This window comes from Streptomyces albus subsp. albus (assembly GCF_000725885.1).
Classification (GTDB): Bacteria; Actinomycetota; Actinomycetes; order Streptomycetales; family Streptomycetaceae; genus Streptomyces; species Streptomyces albus.
In genome coordinates this window covers 52,487-73,023 of sequence record NZ_JODR01000018.1, presented here as the reverse complement: position 1 = coordinate 73,023, position 20,537 = coordinate 52,487, and the positions used below count along the sequence as shown (strand labels likewise).

At 74.0% G+C, this 20,537-nt stretch carries 17 protein-coding genes; 2 read left to right on the top strand and 15 right to left on the bottom strand.

What is annotated here, in order from left to right; genetic code table 11:
* Positions 1–9: 9 nt before the first annotated feature.
* The 13 genes from IO40_RS0121230 to IO40_RS0121170 all read right to left on the bottom strand — a co-directional run bounded on the left by IO40_RS0121230 (position 10) and on the right by IO40_RS0121170 (position 17,095).
* Complete coding sequence (locus IO40_RS0121230; protein ID WP_016470717.1) at positions 10–876, bottom strand: TatD family hydrolase; 867 nt, start codon at positions 874–876, stop codon at positions 10–12.
* Positions 877–960: 84 nt separating this feature from the next.
* A complete protein-coding gene (locus IO40_RS38270; protein WP_016470716.1) occupies positions 961–1,689 on the bottom strand; it encodes an EboA domain-containing protein in 729 nt (242 codons plus the stop codon).
* Positions 1,683–2,702 (bottom strand): sugar phosphate isomerase/epimerase family protein, encoded by a 1,020-nt coding sequence (locus IO40_RS0121220; RefSeq protein WP_016470715.1) that lies wholly within the window; start codon positions 2,700–2,702, stop codon positions 1,683–1,685. Before IO40_RS0121220 ends, IO40_RS38270 begins: the two co-directional genes overlap by 7 nt.
* Positions 2,699–4,123, bottom strand: a complete 1,425-nt coding sequence (locus IO40_RS39475; RefSeq protein WP_033229328.1) for a UbiA family prenyltransferase — start codon at positions 4,121–4,123, stop codon at positions 2,699–2,701. The genes IO40_RS0121220 and IO40_RS39475 overlap by 4 nt, the downstream gene beginning before the upstream one ends.
* Positions 4,120–5,250 (bottom strand): inositol-3-phosphate synthase, encoded by a 1,131-nt coding sequence (locus IO40_RS0121210; RefSeq protein ID WP_016470713.1) that lies wholly within the window; start codon positions 5,248–5,250, stop codon positions 4,120–4,122. The genes IO40_RS39475 and IO40_RS0121210 overlap by 4 nt, the downstream gene beginning before the upstream one ends.
* A gap of 175 nt (positions 5,251–5,425) precedes the next feature.
* Positions 5,426–6,802 carry a ThuA domain-containing protein gene (locus tag IO40_RS0121205; protein WP_016470712.1) on the bottom strand — a complete coding sequence of 459 codons (1,377 nt, stop codon included), beginning with the start codon at positions 6,800–6,802 and terminating at the stop codon, positions 5,426–5,428.
* Between the two features lie 13 nt (positions 6,803–6,815).
* Complete coding sequence (locus IO40_RS0121200) at positions 6,816–9,260, bottom strand: PQQ-dependent sugar dehydrogenase (RefSeq protein WP_016470711.1); 2,445 nt, start codon at positions 9,258–9,260, stop codon at positions 6,816–6,818.
* A 216-nt stretch (positions 9,261–9,476) separates the two neighbouring features.
* The gene (locus IO40_RS0121195) at positions 9,477–10,475 is read right to left on the bottom strand and encodes a sugar phosphate isomerase/epimerase family protein (protein ID WP_016470710.1); all 999 of its coding nucleotides are present in this window, start codon (positions 10,473–10,475) and stop codon (positions 9,477–9,479) included.
* Between the two features lie 9 nt (positions 10,476–10,484).
* Entirely contained in the window at positions 10,485–11,675 is a 1,191-nt protein-coding gene (locus tag IO40_RS0121190; protein ID WP_016470709.1) for a Gfo/Idh/MocA family protein, read from the bottom strand.
* Positions 11,676–11,850: 175 nt separating this feature from the next.
* Entirely contained in the window at positions 11,851–12,915 is a 1,065-nt protein-coding gene (locus tag IO40_RS0121185; protein WP_016470708.1) for a substrate-binding domain-containing protein, read from the bottom strand.
* A complete protein-coding gene (locus tag IO40_RS0121180) occupies positions 12,912–13,901 on the bottom strand; it encodes an ABC transporter permease (protein ID WP_030405902.1) in 990 nt (329 codons plus the stop codon). The genes IO40_RS0121185 and IO40_RS0121180 overlap by 4 nt, the downstream gene beginning before the upstream one ends.
* A gap of 127 nt (positions 13,902–14,028) precedes the next feature.
* Positions 14,029–15,528: a sugar ABC transporter ATP-binding protein gene (locus IO40_RS0121175; RefSeq protein ID WP_031175924.1), complete on the bottom strand. Its 1,500-nt coding sequence runs from the start codon at positions 15,526–15,528 to the stop codon at positions 14,029–14,031.
* A 385-nt stretch (positions 15,529–15,913) separates the two neighbouring features.
* Positions 15,914–17,095, bottom strand: a complete 1,182-nt coding sequence (locus tag IO40_RS0121170) for an ROK family transcriptional regulator (RefSeq protein ID WP_030405900.1) — start codon at positions 17,093–17,095, stop codon at positions 15,914–15,916.
* 195 nt (positions 17,096–17,290) lie between these two features.
* Here IO40_RS0121170 and fdhD point away from each other — a divergent pair, with 195 nt between their 5' ends.
* A complete protein-coding gene (gene fdhD, locus IO40_RS0121165) occupies positions 17,291–18,133 on the top strand; it encodes a formate dehydrogenase accessory sulfurtransferase FdhD (RefSeq protein ID WP_031026211.1) in 843 nt (280 codons plus the stop codon).
* Positions 18,134–18,176: 43 nt separating this feature from the next.
* Here the strand turns inward: fdhD and IO40_RS0121160 are convergent, their stop codons facing one another.
* Together IO40_RS0121160 and IO40_RS0121155 are read right to left on the bottom strand one after the other, a co-directional pair.
* The gene (locus tag IO40_RS0121160) at positions 18,177–18,584 is read right to left on the bottom strand and encodes a hypothetical protein (RefSeq protein ID WP_031026209.1); all 408 of its coding nucleotides are present in this window, start codon (positions 18,582–18,584) and stop codon (positions 18,177–18,179) included.
* A 96-nt stretch (positions 18,585–18,680) separates the two neighbouring features.
* Entirely contained in the window at positions 18,681–19,415 is a 735-nt protein-coding gene (locus tag IO40_RS0121155; protein ID WP_031175923.1) for a hypothetical protein, read from the bottom strand.
* Between the two features lie 387 nt (positions 19,416–19,802).
* Between IO40_RS0121155 and IO40_RS0121145 the strand changes: the two genes are divergently transcribed.
* Positions 19,803–20,537 (top strand): Crp/Fnr family transcriptional regulator, encoded by a 735-nt coding sequence (locus tag IO40_RS0121145; protein WP_031175922.1) that lies wholly within the window; start codon positions 19,803–19,805, stop codon positions 20,535–20,537.

The following is a 20,537-nucleotide window of genomic DNA, read 5'->3' as shown; positions in this document are numbered from 1 at the left end:
GCGCCGGCCTCACTCCCCGCCGCGCAGGACGGAGTTGCCCTGGTAGAGCTGCTCGGCCGGTGGTGCGGCCTCGAGGCGCAGCCGTCCGCTCTGGCCGTAGAAGGCGACCGGGTTGCGCCACAGCACCTGGTCGACGGCGTCCTCGTCGAAGCCGGCCGCGAGCATGGCTTCTCCGACGTGGGCGGTCTTGAGGGGGTCGCTGCGTCCCCAGTCGGCCGCCGAGTTGACCAGTACCCGTTCGGTGCCGTGCACCCGCAAGATGCGCACCATGCGGTCGGGGTCCATCTTGGTGTCGGGATAGATGGAGAAACCGAGCCAGCAGCCGCTGTCGGCGGCGGGGCCCACCGTGGTCTCGTTGAGGTGGTCGAGCACCACCCGTTCGGGCGGCAGCTTCGACTCGCGCAGCACGTCCAGGGTGCGGGCGAGCCCGGCGGCCTTGTCGCGGTGCGGGGTGTGGACCAGGGCGGGCAGTCCGTGGGCGAGGGCGAGTTCGAGCTGGGCGGCCAGTGCGGAGTCCTCGGCCGGGGTCATCGCGTCGTAGCCGATCTCCCCGACGGCCACCACCCCGTCCTTGAGCAGGTAGCGGGGCAGCTCCTCCAGCACCGGGACGCACCGCGGGTCGTTGGCCTCCTTCGGGTTGAGGGCGAGCGTGCAGTGGTGGGCGATCCCGTACTGCGCGGCGCGGAACGGCTCCCAGCCCAGCAGCGCGTCGAAGTAGTCGTAGAAGCTGGCCGGTGAGGTGCGGGGCTGGCCCAGCCAGAAGGACGGCTCGACCAGGGCGCGCACCCCCACGTCGTACATCGCGGCGTAGTCGTCGGTGGTGCGGGAGGTCATGTGGATGTGCGGGTCGAAGATGCGGCGGATCTCGGACGGCATGGGACGTCACGCTCCTCGCTGTGGCGGCCGGCTACGACTCCGGGGCGGTCTCCTGTGCGGGCGGTGGGCGACGGGGCCGAGGGGCTAGGTGTTCTCGAACCGGGCCAGCCGCAGTACGCGGTGCAGGTCCTCGGGGACGGTGCGGCCCGCGGCGGAGCGCTCGCGGGCGTAGTCCGTGAGCATCCGGGCCAGTTCGCCGTCCCCCGCCGCACGGTGTTCCAGGCCCGCGACGGCGTCCACCGGTACCCCGGTGAACAGGCACTTCAGTACGCCCTGCCGCCACTGGTGTGCGTCCAGGTGCGTGGCGGCGTACGGGCCCAGGGCGGCGGCGACCAGCCGCGTGTCGTTGGTGCGCAGCGCGTCCTCGACCAGGGCGAGGGCACGCGGCGTGCCGGGCGGTGGGTCCAGGTGCGGGAGGGCCAGCAGCACGGCCCGCCGCTCGTCCGCGGAACCGCGCTCGTAGAGGCGGACGACGGTGTCGGTGCCGGGCGCGGCGGCGTGCAGCAGCAGGACGCGGGCGGCGTCCACCACGTCGTGCCCGGCCTGGGCGTGGCGCTCGGCGGGCCGGCAGTTGCGGCCCGCCGTGACGAAGTGCAGCTCCCAGGCGGGCAGTCCGCGGGGGCCGGCGGTGTTCTCGGCGGTGCCGGGGCCGGTGGCCGATGCGGTGGTGTCCGCGCCGGTGGCCGATGCGGTGGTGCCGGCGCCGGTTTTCGTGTCGGCGGCCTCGGCGAGGGCCCGGTGCAGCCAGGCGCGGGACTCGACGGTCAGCCGTAGCTCCAGACCGGTGCGGAGCGAGGCGAGCGGGGTCAGCATCTGGCACCCTCCCGTGCCGGGTCCGCACCGGGCACCCCCGGGGCGGGGCCCGCGGCCTGCGCCGGACGCTGGGCACAGGGCGGCCCGGCCGTCCGTGCCCCGTCCGGCGCCCGCACCGCCCCCGCGGCCTGTGCGGCGGCGGCAGTCTCCGCGCGGGTCAGGAAACGGATCGACTCGGCGGCCCGGTCGGGTCCGGCGTGCGAGTCGCGGGGCAGTTCGACGGTGACCAGCCCCTCGTACCCGGCGTCCCGCAGCGCCGCCAGTACCGGCGGGAAGTCGATCTCCCCCGCGCCGAACGGCAGATGCTCGTGGACGCCGCGCCGCATGTCCTCGATCTGCACGTGCCGCAGCCACGGCGCCGCCGCCCGCACACAGGCGTCGGGCGGCAGCGGCTCCAGGCACTGGCAGTGCCCCACGTCCAGGGTGAGTCCCAGGGCCGCGGGGTCCCCCAGCGCGGTCCGCAGCCGGTGGAAGCCGTCCAGATCGGACAGCAGGTGGCCCGGCTCGGGTTCGACGGCGAGCGGGACGCCGGCCGCGTCCGCGGCGTCCAGCACCGTGCCGATCCCGGCGGCCAGCCGCGCCCATCCCTCCTGGGGCGCGGTGCCGTGGGGCAGCGGGCCGCTGAAGCAGTGCACGGCGTGCGCGCCCAGGTCGGCGGCGACCCGTACGGCCGTGAGCAGCAGTCCGGTGCGGGCGGAGCGGGCCTCCGGGCGGGCGTCCAGCAGTGTGGGGTGGTGTTTGCGGCGCGGGTCGAGCACGTACCGGGCGCCGGTCTCGACGGTGACGGTCAGCCCGTACCGCTCCAGGGCGCGGGCCACCCGTGCGGTACGGGCGGCGAGGTGGGGGGCGAGCGGGTCGAGGTGCATGTGGTCGAGGGTGAGCCCCACTCCCGCGTAGCCGAGGTCGGCGAGGAGGGCCAGGGCGTCGTCGAGCCGCAGGTCGGCCAGGCCGTTGGTGCCGTAGGCGTAGCGCAGCGCGGGGGCGGGGCGGTCGGCTGTGGGGTACGGCGTCATGTGGGGCTGACCTTCCGGGACAGGCGGCGGGCGAGGGGCAGCAGCGCCAGGAGTCCGGTGGCGGACGCGGCCGGGCGCCGGGCGCTGCCGCCGCCGGGCGGGGCGGCACCGGCGGCGAGCGCCGCCTGGAGCGGGATCATGGCGCGGATGCCGCCGCCGACCGCCCGCTGGAGCAGTGGTGGCGACGGGTTGAGCACGGCGTGTGCCAGCGGCCGTGCGGCGGTGGCGGCGTACAGGGCGCCGGCGGCGCCTGCCAGCGGGGTGCGCCGTCGTGCCGTCCACGCGGCGAGGGCCCCGACGGCGCCGAGTGCGGCCAGCGGTACGCCGGGGGCGCCGCCCTGTGCCTCCCGCCGCGAGACGGCGGTGACCGCGAAGGTGTGGGCGGCCATGACCGCCGCGGCGCCCAGCGCGGAGGCGGCACCGGCCCGGCGCGAGGGCACGAGGTCCGCGCGGGCGGCGGGTTTGGTGCCGCCCCGGGTGGCGGACGTACGGCCGGTCCGGGCTGCGGGGGCACGGACCGGCCGGGGCGAGGGCACGCCGCCCGCCCGGGCGGCGGCAATGGCACCGGCCCCGGTGGCGGACGTACGGCCGGCCCGGGTCGCGGCCACGACGCCCACGCGGGCTGCGGGCCTCGCGCCGCCCCGGGGGGCGGCAATGGCACCGGCCCCGGTGGCGGGCACACGACCGGCCCGGGCCGCGGCCACGACGCCCACGCGGGCTGCGGGCTTTGCGCCGCCCCGGGGGGCAAGCTCGGCACCGGCCCCGGTGGCGGGCACACGACCGGCCCGGGCCGCGGCCACGACGCCCACGCGGGCTGCGGGCCTCGCGCCGCCCCGGGGGGCGGGCTTGGCACCGGCCCCGGTGGCGGGCGCACTACCGGTCCGGGCCCCGGGCGCGCGGCCCGCCCGGGGCGCTGGCGCGCGGTCCGCCCGGTGTGGTGCGGCCGTGGGCTGCCGGGCGTCCGGGCCGGTGAGGACGGTCGTCGCGCCGAGGGTGACGTCGAGGAAGCGGGCCGCCGCCATGACGGCCGGTCCGGCCGGGGTGCGGCCCAGGCCCAGGTCGTACGCCCAGACGGTGGCGGCCAGGGCGGTGGCGGTGACCAGGGGCAGGCGGCCGGCGCGGGCGGCCAGGGCGAGCCCGGCAGCGGTCAGGGCGCCGGCGGCGGCGAGGGCGGCGCCGGGCCGGATGCGGCCGGACGGCAGGGGCCGCTCGGGCCGTTCGACCGCGTCCTGCTCGCGGTCGGCCCAGTCGTTGAGGGCCATGCCCGCCTCGTACAGGCACAGCGAGCAGCCGGCGGCCAGCAGGGTGGTGCGGTGGGGGCCGCGTCCGGTGGCCGCCGCTCCCGCGAGGGTGTCGCCGGGCACGGTGAACAGGGCGGAGAGGCGGAGCAGTTGCGCCCATGCCGCCGCCCGGCCGGTCATACGGCGGCTCCGCGCGGGCCGTCGTCGGCCAGCCGGCCGGCGAGGGCGAGCAGGGACTGCCACTGGCCGGGCAGGTCCGCGGGGCCGCTGTCGGGGTCCTTGAAGTAGAAGCCCAGCCCGTCCACGGGCCCGGTCACGCCCGCTTCGGCGGCGCGGGCGACCAGGCGGACGAGGTCGAGGACGAGGGGGGCGGCGAGTGCGGAGTCGCAGCCCTGCCAGACGGTCTGGAGGATCATGCGGGAGCCGAGGAAGCCGTCGAAGGCGATGTGGTCCCAGGCCGTCTTCCAGTCGCCCATCGCGGGGACGTCGTCGATGTGCACCTCGCCCTCGGGGAGGGCTCCGAGGGTGTCGGCCAGCACGCGTTCCTTGCCGGCGTTCTTGGCCGCCGCCGCGGCCGGGTCGGCGAGGGCTGCGCCGTCGCCGCCGCCCAGCAGGTTGGTGCCGGACCAGGCCCGCACGGCGAGGGCGCGCTGGGCGAACATGGGGGCGAGGACGGAGCGCAGAAGGGTCTGCCCCGTCTTGCCGTCGCGGCCGGCGTACGGGACGCCGGCGGTACGCGCCGTCGCGGCCAGCCGGGGGTGGTGCAGTCCGGCCGACGGCGTGAAGTTGACGTAGGGGCAGCCGGCGCGCAGTGCCGCCGCCGCGTAGCAGGAGCTCGGCGGGAGCGGGTCGTCGGACGCGGCGGGCTGGGGTTCGGTGCTGGCCACGTTGACGACGACGGTGCGGGCGAGGCCGTGTTCGCGGGTGAAGGCGGTGATGTCGGCGGCCAACGCCTCGATGACGGCGTCCTCGGAGGTCCGGTCGGGGGCGGGGGCGCCGGGCCGCACGGCGGCGTCGGCGGCGGCCAGTTCGGCGCCGAGCGCGGAGGGGAGGCGGTGGGGGACGACGCCCGCCTCGGCGAGGGCCTCCGCCCGTTTGGGCAGCGGGCAGGTGGCTGTGTCGTGGCCGCCGAAGACGAGGGAGTCAAGGGGTGGGAGGGAGGCGCCGGCGAACGGCGGTGTCGCGGTGACCAGTCCGGTGGGGCGGTGGAGTTCCGCCGCGAGGGCCGCGGCGCCGATGACGGTCGTGGTGGCCACGGAGCCTCTGGCGCCGATGAGCCAGACGCCCGTGCGCGGGTGGGTGCTCACGTTGTCCTCGTCCTCCCTGCATGCGGTGGTGCGGTACGCCTGCGGCGGGGTCCGGCCCCGGCGTCCGCGAAGGTGCGCGGGGGCGGGCCCGGCCGGGGTGCCCCCTCCCGGGGCGGGAGGGGGCGCCCGTTGTCCGGGCGGTGGCCGGGGCCGTGGCGGGCGGGCCCCGGCCGGGTCAGTCCAGCGGCCGGATGCGCACGTTGCGGAAGGCCACTTCGTCGTCGTCACCGTGGTTCTGGAGTCCGATGTGGCCGTCGGCCAGGCTTCTGGCCGGGTCGGTGTTGGTGTAGTCGTTGACGAGCACGCCGTTGAGGTACACGCGCAGGCGTTCGCCCTGGACGCGTATCTCGTAGGTGTTCCACTCCCCCGGCGGGTTGAGCGCCGCGTCGCGTGCGGCGAGGTCCGCCGACTGGAAGCCGTAGACGGAGCCGGTGGTCTTGTCGTCCGTGTCGGTGGCGTCGATCTGGATCTCGTAGCCGTTGTCCACGGCCGACCACGGGTCGTCGGAGGCGGGGAAGCCGACGAAGACACCGGAGTTGTCGTCGCCGGTCATCTTCCAGTCGAGTTTGAGGGAGTACGAGGAGAAGCCGCGCGCCGCGTACCACAGCAGCCCCATGCCGCCGCGGGTGGTGAGGGTGCCGTCCTCGCTCTCCTCGAAGGAGCCGGGGCCCGCCTGCCGCCAGCCGTCGAGCCCGTGCCCGTCGTACAGCGGCTGGTATCCGCGCTCGGGCCGGCAGTCGGCCCGCACGCTGCCGGTGGCGTACCGGATGCCGCCCAGCAGGTGCCGGCGGAAGGCGGGGTCGGCGTAGGACTCCTTGGTGTGCCCGGCGCCGGTGTAGAAGGCACGGCCGCCCGCGTACTCGTGGCACCAGGCCAGCGGGTGGTCCTCGCCCATGGCGCCGCCGGTGTAGGAGCTCTCGTCGAGGGAGGCCAGGACGTGGACGCGCCCGCGCGGGCTGTTGCGGTAGTCGTACCACTCGTCGGTGCGGTTCCACCGCTCGCCCAGGTGGGCGGTGGCCGGATGGCCGCGGTCCTCGATCTCCATGGTGGCGGGCTGGACGGCGGGGTGGGAGGCGAAGTAGGCGCCCGCCAGTCCGCCGTACCACTTCCAGTCGTACTCGGTGTCGGCGGCGGCGTGCACACCCACGTAGCCGCCGCCGTCGCCGATGTACTTCTCGAACGCCTTCTGCTGCTGCTTGCCCAGCACGTCGCCCGTGGTGGACAGGAACACCACCGCGTCGTACCGGGCGAGCCGGCGCGGGGTGAAGGCCCGTGCGTCCTCGGTGGCGTCGACGGTGAAGCCGTGCTCGGCGCCCAGCTCCCGGACGGCGGCGATGCCGTCGGGGATGGAGTCGTGGCGGAAGCCGGCGGTCTTGGAGAAGACCAGGACCTTCGCCGTCTCCGCGCCGGGGCCGGGGCCGGGGCCGGGCCGGCTCTCAGGGCCGGGCTGGGCGGCCTGGCTCGGCAGTGCGGCGGCACCGGCGAGGAGGGCGGCGGCCACCACGGTGAGCCGGGCCCGCCGGCGGTGCGCCCGGGGGCGGTGCGCTGTCATGACCGTCCTCCTCTCAGCCGGTGGTCACGGTGAAGCTGTCCAGGTCGAAGAGGGCTCCGTCGCCTCCGGTGAAGACCAGGAAGAGCGTGTCCGCGCCCTGGGGCACGTCACCGATCGCGGTGCTCACCTCGCTCCAGCCGCTGGTGGCGGAGACCTTCGCGGTGCCCAGCAGGGGACCGTCCGGGCTGCCCGTGCGGACCTCGATCGCACCGTCGGCCTTGCCGGCCACGCGTGCGGTCAGCTTGCTGACACCGGCGGGCGCGTACGGATCGAAGGAGATCCACTGTCCGTTGCGGGCTCCGGTGACGGCCTTGCCGCCCTCGGCCTGGTCCACGGCGCCGACGGTGACGCCGTCCGCGGCGGTGGTGTGGTGCTCGGCCTGGCGGTGCTTGGGCTGGAGGATGCTCTGGCCGTGGCTGGTCAGCGGCGGCTGCCCGTTCGCGCCGTTGTCGGTGTAGGAGGCGTCGATGACGCCGAAGATGTTGGCGTTGGGGTCGTGTTCGCCGTCCGCCTGCGTCTTGAGGGTGCCCTCACAGCCCTTGGCGGAGGTCATGGGGTGGCCGTGGCTGTCGTGGCCGAGGATGTAGTTGACCGTGACCTTGGAGCAGTCGATCTGCTCCTCCTCGGGGTCGGTGACCTCGACGCGGAAGGGCACCTCGTCGCCGAAGGAGAAGGGCTGTCCGTCGGCGGGCAGCTCGACCTCGACCTTGGGCGCGGTGTTGCCGACGGTGACGTGGACGCTGGCCGATCCGGTGCGGCCCGAGGGGTCCTCGGCGGTGACGGTCGCGGTGTAGGTGCCGTTCTCCTGGTAGGTGTGCGTGGGGTTGGCCTCGGTGGAGGTGGCGCCGTCACCGAAGTCCCAGCTCAGCTTGGTGGTGTCACCGTCCTCGTCGGTGGCCTTCGCGGTGAAGGCGACCGTCAGCGGTGCCTGTCCGTCGCTCACGTCGCTGCTCGCCTCCACGACGGGGCTGTGGCCGTCGGTGGCGTTCTCGATGCGGTAGAGCGCGGAGTTCTCGTCGCCGTTGAAGTAGCCGGTGCCGTAGTCGAGGACGTAGAGCGCGCCGTCGGGGCCGAAGTCCATGTCCATGACCTGGGTACCGGTCCAGGGGAAGTCGTTGATCTTGGTGACCTCGCCGTTGCGGTCCTGCTCGATCCGCTTGATCCACTTGCGGCCGAACTCGCCCGCGAAGAAGTCGCCGTCGTACTCCTTCGGGAACTTGGCCGGGTTGTCGTTGCGGGCGTCGTAGCGGTAGACCGGGCCGCCCATCGGGGACTCCGAACCGTCACCGAACTCGGGCACCGAGGCCCCGTCGTAGGGGATCCACGCGGGCTGCGCGGGCGGCAGCTTCGTCAGTCCGGTGTTGCGCGGCGAGGTGTTGCGCGGGGCGGCGCAGTCGAACTTCTCGCCCGGGGTGCCGGTGGCGAAGTCGTAGTCGGTGTAGGCGTCGTTCTTGCCGGTGCAGTACGGCCAGCCGAAGTTGCCCGCCTTGGTGACGCGGTTGAACTCGACCTGGCCCGCCGGCCCGCGCCGGGGGTCGGCGGCGCCCGCGTCGGGGCCGTAGTCACCCACGTAGACCGTGTCCGTCTTCTTGTCGACGGTCATCCGGAACGGGTTGCGGAACCCCATCGCGTAGATCTCGGGCCGCGTCTTCTTGGTGCCCTTCTTGAAGAGGTTGCCCTTGGGGATGGTGTAGCCGCCGTTCTTCTTGACCTTGATGCGGAGGATCTTGCCGCGCAGGTCGTTGGTGTTGCCCGCCGAGCGCTGGGCGTCGAACGCCGGGTTGCGGTCGGCGCGCTCGTCGATGGGGGTGAAGCCGTCCGACTGGAAGGGGTTGGAGTCGTCCCCGGTGGACAGCAGCAGGTTGCCCTTGGAGTCGAAGGCGATGTCGCCGCCCACGTGGCAGCAGGTGCCGCGGCTGGCGGGCACGTCGAGGAGTTTCTTCTCGCTGCCCTTCTCCAGGGTGCCGTCCTTGGCGAGGCGGAAGCGGGAGAGCCGGTTGACGCCGTCGAACTTCTTGAAGTCCTCGGCGGTTCCGGCGTCCGGCGCGTCGCCCTCCGGGGTGTCCAGCGGGGGCGCGTAGTAGAGGTAGACGAAACGGTTCTTGCGGAAGCCGGGGTCGACCCCGACACCCTGGAGGCCCTCCTCGTCGTGGCTGTAGACGTCGAGGGTGCCGGAGACCTTGGTGTTGCCCTTGGCGTCGGTCAGGCGCAGGGTGCCGTCCCGCGAGGTGTGCAGGACGGAGCGGTCGGGCAGTACCGCCATCGTCATCGGCTCGCCCGTCTCCGCGACGCCCTTGGCGAGTGTCACCTGCTGGAAGGCGGTCTCGGCGCGGGGGGCCGGGGGCGCGGTGGGGGCGGTGGGTGCGGCCTGGGCGCCGGCGGTGGCGGCGCCCGCGATCAGGAGGGCGCCCGTGAAGGACGCCAGGAGGGTGCGGAGTCTGCGGTGTGGTGTGTGCACAGCGTTCCTCCATGGAGGTACGGGGGTGTGACGGGTGCGGTGCGGGGGTGCCGTCGTGACTGTGCTGTGCGTGCGCGGCTGCGTCGTCCCTGGGACCGTAGCCGCGTTTGTCCGGGGCGTGAAGCCCTTTGACACGGTGCCGTGTTGAATTGTCCAGCGGGTGGACAAAGCCCTCCAGGTCTCCCTCTCCCGGGGGCTTTGTCCCCCGCCGTCCGCTCAGTTGCCGAACGCCGCGTCGAAGGACGCGCTCGGCGGGTCGTAGTCGAAGGCCCGCAGCCGGGCCAGGGCCTCCGGCGCGCCGGCCAGCCGGTCCATGCCGGCGTCCTCCCACTCGACGGAGACCGGGCCCTCGTAGCCGATGGCCCGCAGCATCCGGAACACGTCCTCCCAGGCGACGTCGCCGTGCCCGGCCGAGACGAAGTCCCAGCCGCGCCGCGGGTCACCCCAGGGCAGGTGCGAGCCGAGGCGCCCGTTGCGGCCGTCGAGCCGGCGGCGGGCCTCCTTGCAGTCCACGTGGTAGATGCGGTCGCGGTAGTCGTAGAGGAATCCGACCGGGTCCAGGTCCTGCCACACGAAGTGCGACGGGTCGAAGTTCAGCCCGAAGGCCGGCCGGTGCTCCACCGCCTCCAGGGCCCGCTGGGTGGTCCAGTAGTCGTAGGCGATCTCGCTGGGGTGGACTTCGTGCGCGAAGCGCACCCCCTCCGCGTCGAACACGTCCAGGATGGGGTTCCACCGCTCGGCGAAGTCCTCGTAACCGCGCTCGATCATCTCCGGCGGGGTCGGCGGGAACATGGCCACCAGGTGCCAGATGGACGAGCCCGTGAAGCCGATGACCGTGTCCACGCCCAGCGCGGCGGCGGCCCGTGCGGTGTCCTTCATCTCCTGCGCGGCCCGCCGCCGCACCCCTTCGGGGTCGCCGTCGCCCCAGATGCGCGGGGCCACGATGGCCCGGTGCCGTTCGTCGATGGGGCTGTCGCAGACGGCCTGGCCGGTCAGATGGTTGGAGACGGCCCAGCACTCCAGGCCGTGCTTCTCCAGCAGGGCGCGGCGCCCGGCGACGTAGTCCGGCTCCTTGAGCGCCCGGTCGACCTCGAAGTGGTCGCCCCAGCACGCGAGTTCGAGGCCGTCGTAGCCGAACTCGCGGGCCAGCCGGCACACCTCCTCCAGCGGCAGGTCGGCCCACTGTCCGGTGAAGAGCGTGAACTTCCGTGGCACGGTGACCTCCTAGGCCGGTGTGGGTTCCGCCACCGGCGTGTAGACGCAGTTTCGGCGGGCGCTCTCCTCGACGGCGGCCAGCACGCGCTGTACCTGGAGCCCGTCCTCGAAGGAGGGCGCCGGCTGGGTGCCGGCCGCGACGGCGTGCACCAGGTCGCGGGCCTGGTGGGTGAAGGTGTGCTCGTAGCCGAGCCCGTGGCCGGGCGGCCACCACGCCTCCAGATACGGATGGTCGTGCTCGGTGACGAGGATGCGGCGGAAGCCGGACTCGCCGGCCGCCTGGGTGTGGTCGTGGAACTCCAGCTCGTTGAGGCGCTCCAGGTCGAAGGCGAGGGAGCCGAGGGTGCCGTTCACCTCGACGCGCAGCGCGTTCTTGCGGCCGGCGGCGACCCGGGTGACCTCGAAGGAGGCCAGCGCCCCGGCGGCCAGCCGGCCCGTGAACAGCGCGGCGTCGTCCACGGTGACCTCGCCCAGTTCGCCGTCGGGCGCGTCCTGGCGCAGCGGCCGGTACCGCACGAACGTCTCCGTCTGCGCCGAGACACCGGTCAGCGGCGAGCCCGCCAGGTGCTGGGCGATGTCGATGGCGTGCGCCCCCAGATCGCCCAGCGCACCGGAGCCGGCCGCCTCCTTGCGCAGCCGCCACGCCAGCGGGAAGGCCGGATCCACCAGCCAGTCCTGGAGGTAGCTGACCCGCACATGGCGCAGCGTGCCCAGCCGGCCGTCGGCCACCATGCGGCGGGCGAGCGCCAGTGCCGGGGTGCGGCGGTAGTTGAAGCCGACCATCGCGACCTGGCCGCGCTGCCGCGCCTCGCGTGCGGCCCGCGCCATCTCCTCCGCCTCCGCCACGGTGTTGGCCAGCGGTTTCTCGCACAGCACATGCTTGCCGGCGGCCAGCGCGGCGAGGGCGATCTCGGCGTGGCTGTCGCCGGGGGTGCAGATGTCGACGAGGTGCACGTCGTCGCGGGCGATCAGGGCCCGCCAGTCCGTCTCGGCCGCCGCCCAGCCCAGCCGGGCCGCAGCCGCCCGTACGGCCGCCGGATCGCGCCCGCACACCGCCGCCAGCGCGGGCGCCAGCGGCAGGTCAAAGACCCGTCCCACGGTGCGCCAGCCCTGGGAGTGTGCCTGTCCCATGAAGGCGTACCCGACCATGCCCACGCCCAGGGGCGGCGCGGTGGCGGGCGCGGTGCTCTCGTACGGCATTGAGGTCCTCCCTCTCAGGGGATCCGCCCCCGGGGGCTCCGCCCCGGGGGACACGGCCCCGGCCCGCCCGGTGCCCGCGCGGGGCGGGCCGGCCGGCCGGGGTTCTCTCGGACGTCGGCGAGGTGGGGGCGGGCCGCCCGCGGGGGCGGGCCGGCCCACCGGGTGGAGCCGCCCGTCAGGTGAAGCCGATCGGGAGGTACTCGTCGACGTTCTTCTTGGTCACCACCGCCGAGTAGAGGGTGATGTGGGCGGGGATCTCGTACTCGGCCATGCCCGCGATGCCCTTGCCCTGGCCCAGGGCGCGGGCCAGGTCGATGGCGGAGGCGGCCATGGTGGGCGGGTAGAGGACGGTCGCCTTGACGACGCTGTCGTCCGCCTTGATGGCTTCCATGACGCGTTTCGAGCCGGCGCCGCCGACCATCAGGAACTCGTCCCGGCCGGCCTGTTCGATGGCGCGCTGGGCGCCGACGCCCTGGTCGTCATCGTGGTTCCACAGCGCGTCGAAGCTCTTTTGCGCCTGGAGGAGTTCGGACATCTTCTTCTGCCCGGACTCGACGGTGAACTCGGCGGACTGGCGGGCCACCTTCTCGATGTTGGGGTAGTTCTTGAGGGCGTCGTCGAAGCCCTTGGTGCGCTGGCGGGTCAGCTCCAGGTTGTCGATGCCGGCCAGCTCGACGACCTTGGCGTTCTTCTTGTCCTTGAGCTGTTCGCCGATCCAGTGGCCGGCGTTGAGGCCCATGCCGTAGTTGTCGCCGCCGATCCAGCAGCGGTAGGCCTGCTGCGAGGAGAAGATCCGGTCCAGGTTGACGACGGGTATCCCCGCACGCGTCGCCTTGAGGCCGACCTGGGTGAGGGCCTTGCCGTCGGCGGGCAGGACGACCAGGACGTCCACCTTCTTGTTGATCAGCGTCTCGACCTGGCCGATCTGGGTGGCGTTGTCGTTGGAGCCCTCGGTGGCCTCCAGGGTGACGTCCTCGTACTTCTTGGCGCGGTTCTTGGCCTGGGTGGTGATGGCGTTGAGCCAGCCGTGGTCGGCCTGCGGACCGGCGAAGCCGATGGTGACCTTCTTGCCCGGCTTGGAGTCGGCGACCTGGGCACCCGCCGACTTCTCGCCGCCGCCGTCGTTGTTCTCGTTGCTGGTGCAGCCCGCGGCGAAGAGCGCGGCGCCGGCCGCCGCGGTGCCGAAGAGCATGTTCCTGCGGCTGGTCGCCGCCCGCGGGGAGCGTGGGTTGTCTCTCATGTGGTGGATCGACCCTTCTGGACCAGGACGGCCGCGACGATGATCGCGCCCTTGGCGATCTGCTGGATGTCCGTCTGGAGGTTGTTGAGGGCGAACAGGTTGGTGATCGTGGTGAAGACCAGGACGCCGAGCACGGAGCCGAGGATGGTGCCGCGGCCACCGCTGAGCAGGGTGCCGCCGATGATGGCGGCGGCGATGGCGTCGAGTTCGTAGAGGTTGCCGTTGGTGTTCTGGCCGGAGCCGGTGAGGATGATCAGCAGGAACGCGGCGATGCCGCAGCACAGTCCGGACAGCAGGTAGAGCAGCAGCCGCTGCCGTTTGACGGCGATGCCCGCCAGCCGGGACGCCTCCGGATTGCCGCCTACGGCCACCGTGCGCCGCCCGAAGGTGGTGCGGTTGAGCAGCAGCCAGCCGATGACGCACACGAGGGCGAAGACCAGCACGATGGGCGGGACGCCCAGCACGTAGGAGTCCTGGACACCCAGGTCGAGAACGGCGTCCACGGTGACGACCTGGGTCTTGCCGTCGCTGATCTGGAGGGCCAGCCCGCGGGCCGCGGCCAGCATGGCGAGGGTGGCGATGAACGGCACCATCGGCCCGTAGGCGATCAGCAGTCCGTTGACGAGGCCGCAGCCCAGACCGACCAGCACACTGCACAGCAGCATGCCGCCGAGGCCGAAGTCCTGGGTGGCGACGGTGGTGGCCCACACGGAGGCCAGCGCGACCACGGCGCCGACGGACAGATCGATGCCGCCACCGATGATCACGAAGGTGACGCCGACCGTGACGACACCGATCACGGACGCCTGGGTGAGGATGAGGCGGAGGTTCTCCGCGGCCAGGAACTCGTCGGGTTTGGTGAGCGTGCCGACGACCGCCAGGGCGATCAGCACCCCCACGAGGGACAGTTGCCGTACGTCGAGGGGGAAGCGGCGGCTGCGCGGTTTCCCGTGCGCCGGGTGCGGGGGTGCGGAGTTGCTGGCCACGTTGGCGGGTGCGTTCATGTGGTCACCTCTGGGGCGGGGCCGGTGGGTGGGAGGTGCGCGCCGTCACCGGGTGCCAGGCGGCGTCCGGGCCCGGCACCGGCGGCCGGGAGCGGCCGTGGGCCTGCCCTCATGCCGGGCTCCCTTCCATGACGAGGTCGAGCACACGGTGCTCGTCCAGTTCGCGGGCGGGGGCCTCGTGCACCACCCGGCCCTCGCGCAGGACCAGCACCCGGTCGGCGAGGCCGAGCACTTCGGGCAGTTCGCTGGAGACGAGCAGCACGCACACCCCCTCGTCGGCGAGCCGCCGTACGACGGCGTACAGCTCGGCGCGGGCCCCGGCGTCGACGCCGCGGGTCGGCTCGTCCAGCAGCAGCACCCGGCAGCCGCGCAGCAGCCAGCGGGCGAGGACGGCCTTTTGCTGGTTGCCGCCGGAGAAGGTGCGCACCGGGCGTTCGGGGTCGTCGGGGCTGAGCGCCAGATCGCGGGTGTGCCGGTGGGCGGCGGCCCGCTCGCGCGCGCGGTCGAGCCAGCCGCCGCGCGAGAAGCGGGGCAGGCAGGAGACGGTGACGTTGCGGGTGACGGACTCCAGCATCAGCAGCGCCTGCGACTTGCGCTCCTCGGGCGCCAGTCCGATGCCCGCGCGGACCGCGGCCGGGATGCTGCCGGGGCGCAGCGGCCTGCCGTCCACCAGCACCCGCCCCGCGGTGGGACGGCGGGCACCGTAGAGGGTCTCCAGGATCTCGGAGCGCCCCGAGCCGACGAGTCCGGCCAGCCCGACGATCTCCCCGGGCCGCAGCTCCAGATCGACCGGCGCGAACTCGCCCTCGCGCGCGAGCCCTTCGACGCGCAGCACCGGTTCGCTCCTCGGCGGCCGGCCGGGCCGGTCGGGGAAGACGTGCCGCACGTCGCGGCCCGTCATCCGGGCGACGAGTTCGTCGGTGGGGGTGGTGCGGGCCGGCAGGTCGCGGGCGACGACGCGGCCGTCCTTGAGGACGGAGACGCGGTCGCCGATGCGGCGGATCTCCTCCAGCCGGTGCGAGATGTAGACGACGGAGACCCCGTCCGCGGTCAGGCTCTCCACGATGCGGAACAGGTTGCCGACCTCGTCGGGGTCGAGCGCCGCGGACGGCTCGTCCATGATGATCAGCCGCGCGTCGTGGGAGAGGGCGCGGGCCATGGAGACGATCTGGGCGCCGGCCGCGGACAGCGATCCGACGGTCGCGGCCGGGTCGATCTCGGGGTGGCCGAGCCGCGCCAGCAGCGCCGCGGCCCGCGCCCGTGCCTCGCGGGGCCGGACGATGCCGCGGGTGGCGATCTCGTGGCCGAGGAAGATGTTCTCCGCGACGGAGACGTGCTCGACCAGGTCGAGCTCCTGGTAGATGGTGGCGATGCCCAGCCGCATCGCGGAGACCGGGGTGGGCAGCCGCACGGGCCGGTCCCGCCAGGTGAGCCGCCCCGCGTCGGGCTGGTGGGCGCCGGAGAGCACCTTGATGAGGGTGGACTTGCCGGCGCCGTTCTGGCCCAGCAGACAGTGGACCTCGCCCTCCGCCACGTCCAGGTCCACACCGTCGAGCGCACGGACGCCGGGGAAGGACTTGGTGATTTCGGACATCGTCAGCAGGGGCATACGGGGCCTCCGTCCCAGGGCCGTACGGATCCACGGTGCGGGCGGTGCTGGTGCGGTGCGGGGTCCTGCGCTTTCGCCGAGCTGGTGCGCCGGTCTCGCGATGCGCTGTGCTGCGCTGCGCCGTGCCTCGGTTGGCTGGTGCCTGGTGCCTCTGGTGCCTGGCCGCGCCGGGTCTGGTGTGCGCCGGGCGGTGGTCCGCCAGGCAGTGATGCGTCGTGCGGGTGCCTGGCCGTGGCGCCTTGTGCGGGTGCCGGGCTGTGCGGTGTTGCGTTGCGCGAGTGTCGTGCTGTGCGGTGCTGTCCGCCCGCCGGGTGGCGGACGGTGTGGTGCGGGGCTGTGCTGTGGGACCTGTGCCGTGGGGGCGGTGCGGGGCGGGGTGGTGCGGTTACGCCGGGGAGAACAGGTGGTCGCTGGTGAGCCGGGCCGCGCCCGTCACACCGGCGACCTGGCCGAGTTCGCCCAGCACGATGGGCAGATTGCCGGTCGCCAGGGGCAGCGACTGGCGGTAGACCTGGGTGCGGATGCTGGCCAGCAGGGTGTGGCCGAGCCCGGTGACCCCGCCGCCGATGACGACGAGGCCGGGGTTGAAGAAGCTGACGAGCCCGGCGATGACCTGGCCGACGCGGGCCCCTCCCTCGCGGATGAGGTCCAGCGAGGTGCCGTCGCCGGCGGAGGCCGCGGCGGCGATGTCGGCGGCGCCGAGCCGCCCGTGCTGCTCCAGCAGCCGGGCGAGCTCCGCCGAACGCCCGGTGCGGGCGGCCTCCTCGGCGTCCCGCGCCAGTGCCGCGCCGCCGAAGTACGCCTCCAGGCAGCCGCGGTTGCCGCAGGCGCACTGGCGGCCCTCGGGTTCGACCTGGATGTGGCCGACGTCCCCAGCGCTGCCGGTGACACCGTGGTGCACCTCGCCGCCGACGACGATGCCGCAGCCGATACCGGTGCCGATCTTGACGCAGAAGAAGTCCCGTACGGAGCGGGCCACTCCGGCGTGCATCTCGCCGAGCGCCATCAGGTTCACGTCGTTGTCGACCATCACGGGGCAGCCCAGTTCCTGGCTGAGGGCCTCCCGTACGGGGAAGCCGTCCCAGCCGGGCATGATCGGCGGGGCGACGGGGACGCCCTCGGGGAACCGGACGGGGCCGGGCACCCCGATGCCCGCTCCGTCGAACCCCTCGGCGACGCCGCTGTCCCGCAGTTTGGCGACCATCGCCAGCACCTGGTCGAAGACGGCGACGGGCCCCTCCCGTACGTCCATGGGCTGGTTGAGGTGGCCGAGGATCTCCAGCTCCGGGTTGGTGACGGCCACGTCGACGGAGGTGGCGCCGATGTCCACGCCCAGGAAGCGGAGCTGGGGTGCGAGCCGGATGTTGTGGGAGCGCCGGCCGCCGCGTGAGGCGGCCAGACCGTCGGCGACGACCAGGCCGGTCTCCAGCAGCCGGTCGACCTCGACGGCCAGTTTCGAGCGGGACAGGTCCATGCGGTCGCCGAGTTCGGCGCGGGACCGGGGACCGCCGTCGCGCAGCAGGCGGAGCAGTCGCGCCTGGTGCGCGTTCGCGGGCCGTGCAGTCATGCGCCTCACCGCTACCCCTCCAGCCGCCTGTGGTCGGCATCGTGTCCGGGAATGCACGGGGAACGTAGCAGCGGCGGCCGGGACTGGGAAGAAGTTGTGCGCGAATCAGTGCGACTTTTTCCCGGGAATGGACAAAGCCCCGCTTCTCCGGGATCGAGGCGCCCTCGCTTAGGGTCGGAACCGGAGGTGAGGGACATGGGCAGAGTCACCGAGAGGCGTCCCGTCATCCGCATCAGGGACGGTGCCATGAGCTCGCGCCCGGACACCCTCGTGGCCGAGGAGCCGCTGGAGATCCGTCTCAACGGCAAACCGCTGACGGTCACCATGCGCACACCGGGCGACGACTTCGCGCTGGCGGCGGGCTTCCTGGTGAGCGAGGGCGTCATCGGCTCGGCGGAGGAGCTGGCCACCATCGTCTACTGCGGGGGCGCCCGCGACGAGGGCGGCAACACCTACAACGTGGTGGACGTCCGGCTGGCCCCGGGCGTACCGGTGCCGGACGTGTCGCTGGAGCGCAACGTCTACACCACCTCCTCGTGCGGGCTGTGCGGCAAGGCCAGCCTCGACGCGGTCCGCACGACGGCACGCTGGCGGCTGGACGCCGGCCGTCCGCGGGAGGTGACCACCGGACTGCTGTCCGCACTGCCCGACCGGCTGCGCGCGGCCCAGCGGGTGTTCGACCGTACGGGCGGGCTGCACGCGGCGGGGCTCTTCTCGCCCGAGGGCGAACTCCTCGACGTGCGGGAGGACGTGGGCCGGCACAACGCCGTGGACAAGCTGGTGGGCAACGCGGTACGCGCCGGATGGCTGCCGCTGCGCGACGCGCTGCTGATGGTCTCCGGGCGCGCCTCCTTCGAGCTGGTGCAGAAGGCGGTGATGGCGGGCGTCCCCCTGCTGGCCGCCGTCTCCGCGCCCTCGTCGCTGGCCGTGGACCTGGCCGAGGAGGCGGGGCTCACCCTGGTCGGCTTCCTGCGCGGCGCGTCCATGAACATCTACACGGGAGCGCACCGGCTGCTGCTGCCCGCACCCACCGGCTGACACCCCGCCCGCGCCCCCGGCACCCGCGGAACGGGGCCGGGGGTCAGGTGTGCAGGTCGCCGTGCTGGACGGCGATGACGGTGCCGGAGTCGTGGGCCGTGTTGGTCTGTTCGCACGCCGGGGTGCGCCGTTCGCCGGGCAGTTGGGCGCGGACCTCGGCGACCAGTTCGGCCAGGGCGCGGCGGCCGGCCTCGTCCTGGCGCAGCAGTACCGCCAGCTCCTGCGTCCAGGGGACGAGCAGCGCGCGCCGCACCTCGTCGGGTGCGGTGGCGGCGCCGACCAGTGCGGCGTCGTCGTCGAGCCGGGCCTCGGCCGCCGCCCGCGGCTCGGGCCCGGCGCGTCCGAACAGACGCAGCACACCGTCTCTGGTGCGCTGCCACACGTCGGTGGCCATGGCGGCGACCACGGCCGCGGCCCCGGCCTCGGCCAGTGCCGTCAATTCCTGACTCACAGGGGCTCCTTCGTAGTCTTGTCGTGAAGTGCGGTGCGGTGCGGTCGCTGTTCGCGGGTGACGTGGTTGGCCACTGTTCACGGCTGACGAGGGTGGTCACTGTTCACGGGTGACGTGGATGTGCTGGGTGCCGCTTTGCAGCGCGTACACGACCCCGTGGCCGGACGCCCTGTTGACCATCCGGGCGCCGCCCCTCACCGGCGGCGTCTCCCGCTCGACCCCGTCGTCCTCGGGCACCGGCGCGGGTCCCGCGTATCCGGGCAGGTGCAGCCAGGCGTGCGCGGTGTACTCCTTCTCCGCGAGCGGCACCCGGTGGAAGGTCTCCGGGTCGATCCCCGGATAGCCGTGCCGCACGGTCTCCTCGTGGAAGTGCGACGAGAGCAGCAGCGAGGCCGTGACAAAGGCGGGCGCCCGGCGGAGGGCGGCGCGGGCCGGGGCCGCGTCCAGCAGCCGCGCGAGGACTTCCAGCGGCTGCCCGGTGACCGGCCCGGCCGGGTCGACGAACACGTCTCCCGCGTGCAGGGCGACACGTACCCGGACGCGGGCCTTCGGCGCCGCGGTGCGGTTGTGCTCGCGGAGCCCGGCGGCGAGTTCGGGCACCAGCGGGTGGACCAGCCGCGCCTTCTCGGTCCCGGCCGGTGCGGTCAGACGGAACCCGTCGCCCAGGTCGTCGCGGAGCGCGTCCCGCCACTCGATGCCGCTGCGCGCGCACGCCTGGCGCAGCGCCCGCCCCAGCGCGTCCCGGATCAGGTGCAGGGCCGTGTTGCCGCGTCCCGCGGACCGTTCGATGTCCACGGCCAGCAGGGCCCGGTACTCCGGTCTGAGCGCCATGCGATGCCTCCTGTGCGGTGGGGGGTGTGCGGGCGGTGTCCCGGCGCGGCGGTGGGCCCGCGCGGGGCGATGGGCCCGCGCGGGGTGGTGGGCCCCGCCCCGCACCTCGTACGTCTCCCACTCTGCCCCGTGCGGGCGGGGCGGATCCCGTCGCGATACGGGATTGCCCGCCGCCGTGCGACGGCCGGACTGGCCGTGGTGCGGAATCCGGCCGCCGTGCCCCGCACCGACGGACAGTCCGTACTCCGGGCCGCCGGCACACGGCCGGCCGCCCGCGCAGTCAGCCGGGCGGCCGGCTGTCACCGGTACCGGTGAACGGGGTCCCGTCGGCGTCGCCGGGGCGCACACTGGTGTGCGCGGTGACAGCCGCGGAACGGGGGTGGACCGGTGAGCGGGACCACAGCGCGCGGCAGCGCCCGGGACGGGCAGCGGCCGGGCCGGGAGCCGGACTGGCCGCCGACGAGCCTGCTGGGCGGACTCGCCCCGCCCGTGCGCGACCGGCTGCTCGCCCTGGGGACTCGGGTGCGCTACACGGCGGACCACGTCCTGATGCGGGAGGCGGAGCAGACCGGGTTCGTGCTCGTACTCCTCGACGGCCTCGTCAAGGTGACCGGCCGTACGCACGACGGCAGGGACGCGCTCCTCGCCGTACGCAGAGGAGGCGATCTGGTAGGCGAGTTCGCCGCGGTGGACGGCCGGCCGCGCTCGGCGACGGTCACCACCTGCGGCACCGTCACCGCACGGCTCGTCACCCGCGGCGACTTCCTGGCCCGCCTGCGCGACGAACCGGCCCTCGCCCACGCGGTCAACACCGCCGTCGTCACCAAGCTGCGCACGGCCACCGGCCACCGCGTCGACTTCACCGGCTGCGACACCACCACCCGGCTGGCCCGCGTACTGCACCAGATCGCGCTCTCGCACGGCCGGCCCACCGGCGCCGGGGCCGTCATCGACTGGCCGCTCACCCAGCCGGAGTTGGCGACCCTGTGCGGCGCGGCCGAACCGACCGTGCACAAGGCGCTGCGCAGACTGCGCGAGGCCGGGGTCGTCACCACCGGCTACCGCTCCATCAGGGTCGAGGACCTGGCCCTGCTGCGCCACTGGGCCGACGAGGCGCCCTGA

Bases quoted from the DNA above. Each gene is read 5' to 3' on its own strand.
- IO40_RS0121230 (WP_016470717.1), bottom strand. From the start codon at position 876: ATGCCGTCCGAGATCCGCCGCATCTTCGACCCGCACATCCACATGACC.
- IO40_RS38270 (WP_016470716.1), bottom strand. From the start codon at position 1,689: ATGCTGACCCCGCTCGCCTCGCTCCGCACCGGTCTGGAGCTACGGCTG.
- IO40_RS0121220 (WP_016470715.1), bottom strand. From the start codon at position 2,702: ATGACGCCGTACCCCACAGCCGACCGCCCCGCCCCCGCGCTGCGCTAC.
- IO40_RS39475 (WP_033229328.1), bottom strand. From the start codon at position 4,123: ATGACCGGCCGGGCGGCGGCATGGGCGCAACTGCTCCGCCTCTCCGCC.
- IO40_RS0121205 (WP_016470712.1), bottom strand. From the start codon at position 6,802: ATGACAGCGCACCGCCCCCGGGCGCACCGCCGGCGGGCCCGGCTCACC.
- IO40_RS0121190 (WP_016470709.1), bottom strand. From the start codon at position 11,675: ATGCCGTACGAGAGCACCGCGCCCGCCACCGCGCCGCCCCTGGGCGTG.
- IO40_RS0121185 (WP_016470708.1), bottom strand. From the start codon at position 12,915: ATGAGAGACAACCCACGCTCCCCGCGGGCGGCGACCAGCCGCAGGAAC.
- IO40_RS0121175 (WP_031175924.1), bottom strand. From the start codon at position 15,528: ATGCCCCTGCTGACGATGTCCGAAATCACCAAGTCCTTCCCCGGCGTC.
- IO40_RS0121170 (WP_030405900.1), bottom strand. From the start codon at position 17,095: ATGACTGCACGGCCCGCGAACGCGCACCAGGCGCGACTGCTCCGCCTG.
- fdhD (WP_031026211.1), top strand. From the start codon at position 17,291: ATGGGCAGAGTCACCGAGAGGCGTCCCGTCATCCGCATCAGGGACGGT.
- IO40_RS0121155 (WP_031175923.1), bottom strand. From the start codon at position 19,415: ATGGCGCTCAGACCGGAGTACCGGGCCCTGCTGGCCGTGGACATCGAA.